The sequence below is a fragment of the Pseudobdellovibrionaceae bacterium genome (assembly GCA_019637875.1).
Taxonomy (GTDB): domain Bacteria; phylum Bdellovibrionota; class Bdellovibrionia; order Bdellovibrionales; family Bdellovibrionaceae; genus JAHBUW01.
Genome location: JAHBUW010000002.1, coordinates 402,467 through 415,570, shown reverse-complemented (window position 1 = coordinate 415,570; position 13,104 = coordinate 402,467). Strand labels below are relative to the sequence as shown.

At 56.2% G+C, this 13,104-nt stretch carries 10 protein-coding genes; 8 read left to right on the top strand and 2 right to left on the bottom strand.

Annotation, left to right across the window (positions count from 1 at the left end):
* Together atpG and atpD are read left to right on the top strand one after the other, a co-directional pair.
* The coding region (gene atpG / locus KF767_04775; GenBank protein MBX3017180.1) for an ATP synthase F1 subunit gamma at window positions 1-800 on the top strand (800 nt) is incomplete at its 5' end.
* 34 nt (window positions 801-834) lie between these two features.
* The gene (atpD, locus tag KF767_04770; protein ID MBX3017179.1) at window positions 835-2,238 is read left to right on the top strand and encodes a F0F1 ATP synthase subunit beta; all 1,404 of its coding nucleotides are present in this window, start codon (window positions 835-837) and stop codon (window positions 2,236-2,238) included.
* Between the two features lie 321 nt (window positions 2,239-2,559).
* Here the strand turns inward: atpD and KF767_04765 are convergent, their stop codons facing one another.
* Complete coding sequence (locus tag KF767_04765; GenBank protein ID MBX3017178.1) at window positions 2,560-4,329, bottom strand: glycoside hydrolase family 3 protein; 1,770 nt, start codon at window positions 4,327-4,329, stop codon at window positions 2,560-2,562.
* Window positions 4,330-4,390: 61 nt separating this feature from the next.
* Here KF767_04765 and KF767_04760 point away from each other — a divergent pair, with 61 nt between their 5' ends.
* Entirely contained in the window at window positions 4,391-5,143 is a 753-nt protein-coding gene (locus KF767_04760) for a hypothetical protein (GenBank protein ID MBX3017177.1), read from the top strand.
* Window positions 5,144-5,146: 3 nt separating this feature from the next.
* Here KF767_04760 and mfd read toward each other — a convergent pair whose 3' ends face one another.
* Complete coding sequence (mfd, locus tag KF767_04755; protein ID MBX3017176.1) at window positions 5,147-8,680, bottom strand: transcription-repair coupling factor; 3,534 nt, start codon at window positions 8,678-8,680, stop codon at window positions 5,147-5,149.
* Window positions 8,681-8,817: 137 nt separating this feature from the next.
* Between mfd and KF767_04750 the strand changes: the two genes are divergently transcribed.
* The 5 genes from KF767_04750 to nuoL are packed head-to-tail and all read left to right on the top strand — an operon-like array spanning window position 8,818 to window position 13,090.
* Window positions 8,818-9,147 carry an NADH-quinone oxidoreductase subunit A gene (locus KF767_04750; GenBank protein MBX3017175.1) on the top strand — a complete coding sequence of 110 codons (330 nt, stop codon included), beginning with the start codon at window positions 8,818-8,820 and terminating at the stop codon, window positions 9,145-9,147.
* Between the two features lie 3 nt (window positions 9,148-9,150).
* Complete coding sequence (locus KF767_04745; GenBank protein ID MBX3017174.1) at window positions 9,151-10,305, top strand: NADH-quinone oxidoreductase subunit H; 1,155 nt, start codon at window positions 9,151-9,153, stop codon at window positions 10,303-10,305.
* Between the two features lie 12 nt (window positions 10,306-10,317).
* Entirely contained in the window at window positions 10,318-10,839 is a 522-nt protein-coding gene (locus tag KF767_04740; protein ID MBX3017173.1) for an NADH-quinone oxidoreductase subunit J, read from the top strand.
* Window positions 10,826-11,152, top strand: coding sequence for an NADH-quinone oxidoreductase subunit NuoK (gene nuoK, locus KF767_04735; GenBank protein ID MBX3017172.1), 327 nt, complete (start codon window positions 10,826-10,828; stop codon window positions 11,150-11,152). Before KF767_04740 ends, nuoK begins: the two co-directional genes overlap by 14 nt.
* Window positions 11,153-11,155: 3 nt before the next feature.
* A complete protein-coding gene (nuoL, locus tag KF767_04730) occupies window positions 11,156-13,090 on the top strand; it encodes an NADH-quinone oxidoreductase subunit L (protein MBX3017171.1) in 1,935 nt (644 codons plus the stop codon).
* Window positions 13,091-13,104: the final 14 nt, after the last annotated feature.

Here is a 13,104-nt window from a genome sequence, read left to right as displayed (position 1 = left end):
CCGCGGCGAAACTTCGCCGCGCCCAGCTCAGCATCGTCAATATGCGCCCTTACGCTCAGTCTTTGATGACCGTAATTGCCGACGTCGCGACGACTCAGGCTGTTTCTCATCCTTTGCTCGAGCGCAAAGAAAACCCACGCAAAGTTCTCTTGGTCGTTGTCACTAGCGATCGCGGTCTTTGCGGAGCTTTCAACACGAACGTGTCGAAGTTCACAGAGCGCTATTTGAAAGACAATTCGTCGAAGTACGAAAAAATCGACGTCATCATGATCGGCCGCAAGGGCTCGGATTATATCCGTCGCCGTGGATACCAGCCTGTGGATTCGATCCTGAACCTCGCAAAAGACATTTCGTATTCGATGGCCGCTGGAATTTCGAAGCGTGTTGTCGATATGTACAAGTCTGGCGAGTACGACGAAGTTCGTTTCGTCTACAATGAATTCAAGTCAGCTATTCAACAAACTGTTGTTTGCGAAACACTGCTTCCGGTGGATATCGAAAAATCTGCGACGCTGAACAAAGGCACGGGCGGATTCCCAGCGGAATTGATCTTTGAACCGGCTCCGGCCGACATGATCGAGCAGTTGATTCTCAAACATTTCGACATTCAAGTTTATCGCTGTTTGTCGGAATCTGTTGCCGCGGAACACGGTGCCCGTATGACGTCGATGGAAAACGCGACGAAAAACGCCGGCGAAATGATTCGTACATTAACTTTGACTTATAACAAGGCCCGCCAGGCAGCGATCACGACAGAACTGATCGAGATCACGAGCGGTGCGGAAGCTTTGAAGGCCTAAGGGTAAAACCCAAGGTTAAGGAATTGGAGAGAGCATGGAAACAGGTATTGTCAGCCAGGTCATGGGCCCAGTTGTCGACGTTGAGTTCCCAACGGGAGAACTTCCCGCGATCAACACAGCTTTGCGCCTTACAAACAAGGCCATCGACGACAAAGAAGGTAACCTCGTACTAGAAGTCGCTCAGCACTTGGGTGACCGCGCTTGTCGTACGATCGCGATGGACTCGACAGACGGTCTCGTTCGCGGACAAAAAGTTACGAACACTGGAAAGATGATCCAAACTCCAGTTGGAAACGAAGTTCTCGGCCGTATCGTCAACGTTATCGGCGATCCTATCGATGAAGCTGGTCCGGTGAACGCAAAAACTCACTGGGAAATTCACCGTACGGCACCAAAATTCGAAGATCAGTCGACAAAAGCAGAAATGCTGATGACTGGTATCAAGGTCGTCGATCTTCTCGCGCCTTACATGAAGGGTGGAAAGATCGGTCTCTTTGGTGGTGCGGGTGTCGGTAAGACGGTTCTCATTCAGGAGCTGATCCGTAACATCGCGACTGAGCACGGTGGTTACTCGGTCTTCGCCGGCGTCGGCGAGCGTACTCGTGAAGGAAACGATCTCTGGGTAGAGATGAAAGAATCGGGCGTCATCGCGAAAACCGCGCTGGTGTTCGGACAGATGAACGAGCCGCCCGGTGCACGTGCGCGCGTCGCTCTGACCGGTCTGACCGTTGCGGAATACTTCCGTGACGTGAAGAACCAAGACGTTCTGTTCTTCGTCGACAACATCTTCCGCTTTACTCAAGCGGGCGCGGAAGTTTCGGCCCTGCTGGGTCGTATTCCCTCGGCCGTCGGTTACCAGCCGACTCTCGCGACCGAGATGGGCGCGATGCAAGAGCGTATCACGTCGACTAAAAAAGGTTCGGTGACTTCGGTTCAGGCCGTTTACGTTCCCGCGGATGACTATACGGATCCCGCTCCGGCAACGACGTTCACGCACTTGGATGCAACGACGAACTTGGATCGTGATATCGCCGCGATGGCGATCTTCCCGGCCGTTCACCCCCTGACTTCGACTTCGCGGATCTTGGACGCGGCGATCGTCGGTGAGGCTCACTACTCGTGCGCTCGCGCGGTTCAGAACGTTCTTCAGCGTAACCGTGAATTGCAAGACATCATCGCGATCCTCGGTATGGATGAATTGTCGGAAGAAGATAAAAAGGTCGTTTCGCGCGCTCGTAAAATCCAGCGCTTCCTGTCGCAGCCTTTCTTCGTCGCTCAACAGTTCACCGGTCTGGAAGGTCGCTACGTCGACATCAAAGACACCGTGAAGGGCTTCCAGGAAATCCTCGACGGTAAACATGATGCTTTGCCCGAACAGGCTTTCTACATGGTCGGTACCATCGAAGAAGCAGTCGAAAAGGCGAAGAAACTGATGTAATCGAACGGGCTCGCGCGTGGCGGGCCCGGTTTGAAGTGCATCAAGTAAAGGTGATTTGAATGTTTAAACTCGATTTCGTGACACCCGAAGCGAAGATCGTGGTCGATCAAGACTTGGCCGAGATCACTTTGCCCGCAGAGCGTGGCGAACTGAATATCTTGCCGGGTCACTCGCCCCTGATGACGACGCTGAAGCCGGGAACTCTGACGTATCGTCTGGCGAACGGGGACACCGGTCGCTACGCGATCAGCTGGGGTTACTGCCAGATTTCGGATCGTGGCGTGAGCGTCCTCGCGGAAAACGCGGTGACGTCTGACCAGGTCAACGTGAAAGCGGACCAGGATCAATTGAAACAGCTCGAGACACGTCTGATGACGGAAACTCTCGAAGAAGGCGACTGGGAAGTTGTCCAAAACGAGATCGGCCGTCTGAAGGCTGAACTCGAGATTGCAGCACCCGCTCGTTAATCCATGCGGCCAACAGCTGGTTGGCCTTCGGATGGGACATAAAAAGCCCCACCTGATTCGGAAACGCTCCGACCTTCGCGTCGGGGCGCCATAAATTCACTAGTAAAATCTGTTTGCGGAGTTTGACGGGAATCGCATTCGCGATTTCGGCTTCCGCGCGGTGACGCACGAAAAGAACCCAAGTTGATTCGTCCGGTGCGGCTTCCAGGTGGGCTCGAATCTGCGCGAGGTTTCCTTGCTGGATCTGCGCAGGCGGACGAACGGTGGCGGGTCCGCGCAGTTGGGCCAAGCTTTCGAGAATCCGCGCTTGATCACGCAGGACGAGCATTTTTTCCGCCGGCGCGAAGATGAGAGCGCGGCCGGCCTCGCTGAGTGACTTACGGAAGGCCTGGTCGATCACTTTTTCGTAAGGTTTGAAGTTGTAGACGAGGAGCTGGCGGTCATCCAAAGCGAAGGGCTCACGATCCATCTTCACTTTGGCGCGGATTCTTTCCATTTTCGCGAGTCGCGCGATGACCGTCTCGCGCTTGATACGTCCGTCCTGGAGCGCTTTCGCCAGTGCGTTTACGGCCTGCTTCTGGCGTGCGCCGGACCATGTGATCATCAAGAGGTCCGCACCGGCTTGGAAGGCTTTGACGATATCGTTCTCGAAATCCTTTGAGGCCTTCGCGCCTTCCATCATCAGATCGTCGGTGACGACGAGGCCTTTATACTCCAGCTGAGTTTGCAGCAGATCTTCGACGATCGCTTTCGAAAATGTTCCGGGTAAATGCGGATCGATCTTCGGGTAGATCAAGTGCGAGATCATGATGCCGCTGTCGGCGATCCGCGCGAAGTTTTCGAAGGGGACGAGGTCGCGCGTACGGAGCTCTTCCATCGAAACCGGCCGGCGCACCAGGCTCAAATGGGGATCGTTGGGAATGGGACCGATGCCGGGGAAGTGTTTGGCGACGGGCAGAACGCGCGCGCGAACGTGCCCGCGAGCGTAGGCGACGCCGAAATCCGAAGCCCACACAGGGTCGTTGGAAAACGCGCGCTGACCTAAGAACGAGTACTGCGTGTCGGTGCCGAGATCTAAGACGGGTGCGAAATTCACGTTGAAGCCGAGCTGACGGAGGGCCCGGCCGACTTGGAAGCTGATGGTTTCGATCGTTTCGGGATCGCGTGTTTGCCCCAACGCGTACGCGCTGGGAAGCGGCGGCTCGAAGGGGATGCGGATCACGCGCCCGCCCTCTTGATCAAGGCCGATCAAGGCCGGTTGGCCGTTGATCTCCTCGCTGAGTTTGTGCAAACCGCGCGTGAGTTCGGTGACCTGTTTGTTCGATTTCAGATTGCGGCGGAACAGAATGAATGCGGTCGCGCGGGTTTCCAGAATGTGTTTGCGTGTGGCTTCGCTTAGATCCGGGCCCGGTAGGCCGAAGATGAAGAATTGGCCGAGCTTGGGTTTGAGGTCCTCGAGGGAGGACTCAGCGGCTCGTTGGCTCGCCTGTGGCTCGTCTTTCGCCGGGGCCTCCGGCGTTTGGGCCTGGACCGAAGACATGCCGCTGCCGCCCGCGACCAGCGCGAGGACCAGAATTAACGCGCGAGCGAGTCGGCGTCGGCATGAGCGTGTATCATCGGTCATAAGGATAAGCTTAACGACTTCCCTGGAAACTGCTTCCAGGAAAAGGAAACCAAGACTGAAAATGGACCTTCGAGGGATACTGCTCGCCATCTTGATTTGCGCGCCGATGTGGGGGAATGCCGCCACGAACGCGGCCGATCCGAACGCACCTTCGGATGGGAAGATCCAAATCGATTATCCGATTGAAGTGTCGGTGCCTTATCGCGATCGCCGGCCCCGGCATCAGTTCACCGCCAACGTCCAATATGAAAACTTCGCGCCGACGGGATACTTCTCACCCGTCGTGGCGGATCCGACGACCGTGGATGCGTCTTACAAAGGCGTCTACAACCAAGAGGATATTCCGCTTGTCGGAATTTCGTTGGGCTACAAATTCAATATGCCGTTCCTGGGATTGGAAATTGCGCCCTTCTACGGAAAGGGCGGACTGAAAAGCAATCGCACCGGCGAGAACATCAATCTCGATGTGGAAAAGTACGGTGTGAGATTCGCGGCCTATCTCGAGACGCTTTTCAAAGAGCCCTACATCGTTCCTTACGTGGCGACCCAGATGCAGATGTGGGGCATCCACGAAACGGGCGCGACTTTGAGCTTCAACCGCACGACGGCTTTCGCTTTTGGTTTCGGGGCGGGAATGTTGATCCAGCTGAATTGGTTGGATCCGGCCGCCGCTCTGGAATCGCTGAACGTCAGCGGTTTGAATAACACCTACATCGATGTTTTTGTTCAACAATACGGGGATACGGCGGATAGCGCGGATCCCGTCTTCGCGAGCGACTTCAATTGGGGCGTCGGCCTGCGCCTGGAATACTGACCGTCAAGTCGCGAGCTTCTCGAGCTGCACGAGTTCTTCGTAAGCTCTGGGCCAAGTGATTTCATTCATCCGGATGTTCAGACGATTATCCGGCGTCACGGCGTACTTCTTGTTTTCTTTCATCGCGAGTTTGATGACGACTTCGGGCTTCACCAGCGTGCGCTCCGAGAAAAGCAGCGACAGATTTTTCGGTCCGGCCGAGAGATCGCGGATTCCCAACTCGCGGCATTTCGCGCGAATCAGCATCAAGCCCATCAAATTCACCGTGGGTTCGGGCAGCGCGCCGAACTGATCTTTCAACTCGGCTTCGATGGCGTCGAGCTCGTCCGCGTTTTTGATTTCAGACAGCGCTTTATAATACGAAAGGCGGATACGGATATCGCCGATGTAAGATTCCGGGATCATCGCGGGGATCCGCAGATTGATTTCGGGATCGATGTTGTCCCGGTCGATTTTCTCGCCTCGCGCCTCGCTGACGGCTTCGTTCAACAGATCCATGTAAAGCTCGTAGCCCACGGAATCGATGTGGCCGGACTGCTCTTCGCCCAAGATATTCCCGGCGCCACGTAGCTCGAGATCGTACTGCGCGATCCGGATTCCGCTACCGAGCGCGGAGTTTTCCTGGATGACCTTCAAGCGCTCTTGCGCGGTTTTGTCCAGCACGCGGCTTTTCGGCAGCAGCAGATAACAGTAGGCGCGTTGTTTGGAACGGCCCACCCGTCCCCGTAGCTGATACAGCTGACTCAGGCCCAGCGTATGCGCTTGATCGATGAACATCGTGTTCGCGCGGGGAACGTCCATTCCCGACTCCACGATCGTGGTGCAGACGAGTACGTCGATCTCGTGATTGAAGAACGCGACCATGGTTTTTTCCAGCTCGTGCTCTTCCATTTGTCCGTGGCCGACCTTGATGCGCAGATCGGGAATCAGCTCGCGCAGTTCGTCGACCACTTGGTAAATCGACTGCACGCGGTTGTGGATGAAGTAAACCTGGCCTCCGCGCTGCACTTCCGAATAGATGGCCTTACGTATCGTTTCGCGGTCCCACTTCGTGATGAAGGTCCGCGTGGGCAGCCGGTCGACGGGCGCGGTGTTGATCAGGCTGAGATCGCGAATGCCCGCCAGGCTCATATTGAGGGTGCGCGGGATAGGGGTCGCCGACATCGCGATGGTGTCGACGTTGAGTTTCATTTTGCGGATCTTTTCTTTGTGGGCGACGCCGAATTTTTGTTCTTCGTCGACGACAAGTAGACCCAAACGTTTGAATTCCACGTCTTTTGAAAGCAGCCGGTGCGTGCCGATCAAAATGTCGACGCGACCTTCTTTTAAGTCGGTCAGGGTCTTTTTGGCTTCGCTGGTGGGTACGAAGCGGTTCAGCGCGCGGATCTGCAGGGGCCAATCCTTGAAACGTTTCTTGAAGGTTTCAAAGTGCTGGAAAGTCAAAACGGTGGTGGGCGCGAGCACCGCGACCTGAAGTCCCGCGTTCGCCGCGATGAACGCCGCACGCATGGCGACTTCGGTTTTTCCGAAGCCGACGTCACCGCAGATCAAACGATCCATCGGCTTCGTGCCCTCGAAGTCGTCGACGATGTCGCCAATGGCGCGCAGCTGATCGTTCGTCTCTTCGTAGGGGAATGCGGTTTCGAACGCCTGGAAGTCCTGATTGTTCAGCGGGAAAGGCGGCCGTTGCGTTTGGTTGCGTTCGGCATAGAGCTTCAAAAGATCCAGCGCCAAATCGCGAAGCGCGTTTTTAACTTTCCCTTTGGTCTTTTCGAACGTGCCGGTGCCCAAACGATCCAGCGCGACGTTTGCGGCATGGCCCGAGAACTTCTGCAGCTGACCCACGCGGTAAACCGGCAGGTAGAGCTTATCTTTGTCTTTGTACGAGATCTGGATGAACTCGCTGTCGGCACCGCCGATCGACATCACCTTCAGGCCGTCATAGATCCCGATGCCATGCTGAATGTGCACGATCGCGTCGCCGGGTTTGAGGTCCCCGAAGTTGAGGCGTTTTGCGGCGTCGGTGAAATCCTGCTGGGCGCTGGTGGAGCGCATCCGCGTTTTTTTACCGAGCAGATCTTCGTCGCGAATGACGATGACTTTGTCGTCGGGAATACGCTGCGATTCCGGCGCAAGTCGCGGAATGAAATGCAGAAGTTTCGGATCGTTTTGCTGTTGTTCGTGCCAAGCGCCCCAGTCGGCGGCATTTTCGGCGACGATCTCGGATTTCCAAACGTCCGTATTCAGCATCACGCGCAGTCGCTCCGCCTGTGCTTGATTGCGGACCGAAACGAAAATGACGTAGCCGTCGGCGCGCCACTGCGTGAACTTTCGTTGTAGAATGTCGCTCCTGGCTTGGCTTCCGGCTTTCTGCGCTGAAAGCGGCTGAGCCAGCTCGCCAATACCCATCGTCGGGTATTCGATATGGGCTTGATCGGCTTTCGGCCCGGTTGAGGTCAGATCCTGCGTTTGGATGCCGTTCATCGACATCCGGTGAGCCTCGAGCCATTCGAGTTCGTCCCATTTACTCCAATAAAGTTCGGGCGCCAGGCGAATCAGATTCTTCTCTGAGGTCGCATAGTCGTTCTTGATGTCTTCCCATAGAAGATCCGCGCGTCGCGCGATCTCGAGCTGATCCAGAAGCCAGACGTTCATGCCGCCGGCGAAGTGCTCCAGCGGAGATTCCAATTTTCCGTGGAAGAGGGGAACCAAAAAATCGATGCCGTTGAAGTCCGCTTCACGCGAAAGCGCGCGCAGATTTTCCTCGTACTCGATTTGATCGATCTCGCGGCCCTGGACGCTTTCGCGGAATCCTTGGACCAAGGCATCCATTCGCGAGTCGTCCCACATGATCTCGCGCGCGGGGATCAGATCGAAGGCGTTGATGTCTTGGCTAGAGCGTTGCCCTTCGGGATCGAAAAAGCGCAAGGATTCGATCTCGTCACCGAAGAGCTCCATACGTACGGGCAATTCGTGCGCGGGTGAATACAGATCCATGATTCCGCCGCGTGCGGAAAAATTCCCGATGTCTTCCACCATCGGTGACGGCAGATAACCGAGCTTGTGCAGAATCTGCGTGAAGCCTTCGGGAATCGAGTCGCCTTTACGAAAGCGGAAGCAGTGACGTTTAAAAATTTGCGCGGGCACGGTCTTCTGCAACAGACCTTCCAGCGTTGCGATGAAGATCTCGCCGGGTTTGGCGTGTTGAGCCTTGAATAAAAACCGGGACCGATTCGCAAGAGTTTCACGTTTCGGATACAACCCGGAGTAGGGTGAGACGTCGAACGAGCCCAAGATGTAGGCTTCGCGTGCGGGCGAGAAGAACTTGATTCCTTGCGCCAATTGCGTCGCTTCGCTGTCGGAAGGGACGATGACCAGGTGTGGCGCCGCCTGAAAATCGGGCGAGTCTGCTTGCGAAAGAAGCATTCCCATCAAGGTCGCCGAAGTCGTGCCTGAAATTTGGAGTTGGGTTTTTCCCCGGCTCCACTCACGCTCCAAAATTCGTTCGAAGTGGGGCTGCAGGGTCGAAAAAGGCATCCGCTTATTCTGCCGTAATCTCTTGGAAAACCCAAGTCTTCTGGCTATGCTTGTGGCGTTTCGCAGTCCGCGTCGTCAATCCAACTTGGGGGGTTACCGTGCCTTTGGGCGGTGTCATCTTTCTTGCGATCTTCATCATGATTTTCGGTGTCTTTCTCCTTTGGCTTGCAGCTAAACTTGGCGGACCCGCGTCGGCCGACCCGGTGAAGTTCGAATCTTACGAGTGCGGAATTCCGGTCCAAGAAAAGAAGGACTCGAAGCTTTCGGTGAAGTTCTATCTGACCGCGATCCTTTTCATCATTTTCGATATTGAAATCATCTTCATGTACCCCTGGGCTCTGACCTTCCGTGATTTCATCGGAAGCTCGTTGGGCCTTTACAGCTTCGTGGCGATGGCGATCTTCGTGGCCATTTTCGTCTTCGGTCTGTTCTGGGAGATCAAATCCAAAGCGCTGGAGTGGGAATAATCCATGGGTCAGGACATCGTCGAAATCGTCATTAATGCGGTCAAACTGATCGTCATCTTCCTGATCATGGTTCAGGCGGTGCCGATTCTCGTCTGGCTGGAGCGCCGGGGTTCGGCGTTCATTCAAAACCGTCTAGGCCCGAACCGTGTCGGACCTTTGGGGCTGGTGCAGCTTCTGGCGGATGCCGTGAAGTTCCTTTTCAAAGAAAACTTCGTTCCGAAAAAAGGCGTCGCGCTGCTTTACTACGCGGCCCCCGTTTCGGCTTTGATTCCCGCGACGCTCGCGTTCTGCGCGCTGCCGCTGGGAACGCCCATGCAGTTCGAAGCTTTCGAGGCGTTCGGATCGACTTGGGGACCCTACACGATCGCGATGCAAGGTTTCGACGTGAATGTCGGCATCGTCTACATCCTGGGTGTTTCGTCGCTCGCGGCGTACACGATCCTGATGGCGGGCTGGGGCTCGGCCAACAAATACGCGATGCTCGGCGCGCTTCGCGGGTCATCGCAGATCATCTCGTACGAACTCGCGTTGGGCTTGTCGATCGTCGGCATGATCCTGACCTACGGCTCCTTCAACTTGACCGACATGGTGAACCAACAGATCGGGCCGCTGTCCTTCGTGGCTTTCGGTCATACGATTGAATCGAATCTGCTGCCGAACTGGGGGATTTTCTATCAACCGCTCGCGGCGATTCTGTTTTTCTCGGCGACCTTCGCCGAGTCGAACCGGATTCCCTTCGACTTGCCCGAGGGCGAGGCCGAGCTGGTCGCCGGATTCCATACGGAATACGGCGGTTTCAAGATGCTGATGTTCTTCATCGGCGAGTACGGGCACATGCTGGTCGCTTCGGGCCTGATGGCGACGTTCTTCTTCGGCGGTTACCAGATTCCCTACGTGAGCCCGGATGAGGTCTACAACTTCTTCCTGGGAGTGATGGGGACCGCGGGCGCGGCGAGTGTCGTGACGGCGCTCGTGCACGTCGGAGTTTTCTTCGCGAAAGTGGCCGTCTTCTTGTGGATCTTTATCCACGTGCGCTGGACGTTGCCGCGTTTCCGCTACGACCAACTGATGGATCTCGGTTGGAAAACAATGCTGCCCTGGGCGCTGTTCAACACGATGTTGACGGCGGTCGTGATCCTGATCGCGCGTGGCTGGTAAGGGAGATTTGAAGTGACACCCGACGTATTTATTTTTTGGTTTCTTTCCTTGATCACGCTGGGCGCGGCTCTGGGCGTGATTCTGCTTTCGAATCCGATCTATTCGGCCCTTTCGCTGGTCATGTCGATGGTCGGCATCGCGGCGATCTTCGTAACCCTGGGCGCTTACTTCGTGGCCGGGGTTCAGCTGATCGTCTACGCGGGCGCCGTGATGGTTTTGTTCGTCATGGTCCTGATGCTCTTCGACTTGAAACAAGAGCTGAGAGCTTTCACCCGTGGCGCCTTCACCGGCGCGATGAAGCTGGTCTCGGTCGGCGCTTTTGCGGGTCTTGTGGTGGGCGCGGTCGCATTGACCATGCAGTCGCAAGCACCGCGTGAATTGCCGGTGCTGGCCGATTCCACTCGCGATCTGGGGCAGCTGTTGTTCACGCAGTACATCTTCGGTTTCGAAGCCCTGGGCGTCTTGCTGCTGGTGATCGCGGTCGGCGCGGTCGCGCTCGCGCGCAGCAAAGGAGGCACGCATGTCCGCAAGTAATCTCTTCCTTGATATCGGACTGGGCCACTACTTGGTTTTGTCCGCGCTGCTGTTCTCGTGCGGTTTGGCGGGTGTCCTCCTGCGCCGGAACGTTCTGGTTCTGTTGATGTCGATCGAATTGATGTTGAACGCCGTGAATATCAGCTTCATCGCGTTCAGCCGCTATTTGGGACTTTTGGAAGCGCAAGTGATGGTCTTCTTCGTGATGACCATCGCCGCGGCGGAAGCGGCGGTCGGATTGGCCCTCGCGGTCGCGATCTTCAAACGTTTCAAAGAAGTTAACATCCGCTACTTCGAGCACTTGAAAGGTTAAGGCATGAACACCGACGTCTTGATGTCCATCTTGTTGTTCACGCCGCTGGTCGGATTCCTGATCAACGGACTTCGTTACCGCAAACCCACCGCGATCCTTTCGGGCTCCATCGCGACGGCCGCGGCCGCGATCCCCTTTATCGCCGCGATCCTGCTGTTCGTCGAGCTGCAGGGCCGCGAAGAGGGCGCGCGCCAGATCGTACTGAATCTGTTCGATTGGATTCATGTCGGCACCCTGAATATCAAAGCCGAGTTTATGGTCGATCAGGTCAGCGCGCTGATGATTCTGGTCATCACGGGCGTGGGCTCTTTGATCCATTTGTTCTCGGTCGGCTACATGAGCCACGACGCGGGCGTGACCAAATACTTCGCGTATTTGAACCTTTTCTTGTTCAATATGTTGATCCTAGTTCTGGGAACGAGCCTGCCGGTGATGTTCGTCGGCTGGGAAGGGGTCGGGCTTTGCTCGTACCTGCTGATCGGTTACTGGTTCACGGACGACAAAAAAGCCGCGGCGGGAATGAAAGCCTTCATCGCCAACCGTGTCGGTGATGCGGCCTTCCTGATCGGGATGTTCATCCTGTTCATGGAGTTCGGTACGCTGAACTTCTACGAACTGAACGCGGCGATGCCCGCCGATCCGATGACCAGCTGGATCAACCCGATCACGCTGGGAACGCTGTTCCTTTTCATCGGCGCGACCGGTAAGTCGGCGCAGATTCCGCTCTACGTCTGGCTGCCGGACGCGATGGCGGGTCCGACGCCCGTTTCGGCGTTGATCCACGCGGCGACGATGGTCACCGCGGGCGTCTATATGATCGTGCGTTTGAATGCCGTGTTCCTGACGGCTCCGCAGACCTTGTTCATCGTGGCGATCATCGGTGCGGCGACCGCGGTCTTCGCGGCGACGATCGGTCTTCTGCAAAACGACATCAAAAAGGTCCTCGCTTATTCAACGGTTTCGCAGCTGGGTTATATGTTCCTGGCGTGCGGGGTCGGCGCCTTCGGGGCAGGGATGTTCCACTTGATGACCCACGCCTTCTTCAAGGCGCTGATGTTCTTGGGTTCGGGTAGCGTGATCCACGCCATGCACGAAGAACAAGACATCCGTAAAATGGGTGGTTTGAAGAAGTATCTGCCCATCACCCATTGGACTTTCGTCATCGGCTGGATCGCGATCATCGGACTTCCGCCGTTTGCCGGATTCTTCTCGAAGGATGAACTGCTCTTGATGTCGTTCCACAGTCCGCTGGGACATCCCGCTTTATGGGTGTTCGGCGCGATCGGCGCGACCCTGACGGCGTTCTACATGACCCGCTTGATGGCTTTGACCTTCTGGGGCAAGAGCCGCGTTCCCAAGGACATTCATCCCCACGAAAGCCCGGCCGTCATGACGATCCCGCTGATCGCGCTGGCGATTCTGTCGGCCGTCGGTGGATTCATGGGAATTCCCCACGTCCTGGGCGAGATCCTTCCCGGTCACCCGCACCACTGGTTGGAACACTGGCTGGCGGGCGTCGTGAAACCGATCCCGAACATGGCTCCAGTGGATGCGACCTTAGAGTTCACGTTGATGGGAATCAGCGTGTTCTTGGCGGCGGTTTCTTCTTTCGTCGCTTATCACTTCTACGTCCGCTCGCCCGAGACGCCCGTGCGTCTGGCGAACAGCATGTCGAAGCTGCATAAGGTGATCTACAACAAGTACTACGTCGACGAGATCTACGACGCTTCGATCATCAATCCGACGATCAAGGGCTCGGAAGTCCTGTGGTACCGCGTGGACGTTAAAATCATCGATAAAGCCACCTATCTCTTGGCCGACCTGACGAAGGGCGCCGGCGGATTGGTGCGTTCGCTGCAGAACGGAAACATTCAACAGTACGCCATGTACTTGAGCCTCGGTGTGATCGTCGCACTGGGCTTCTTGATGGCCGGCTGAGCGACGGGAAGGAT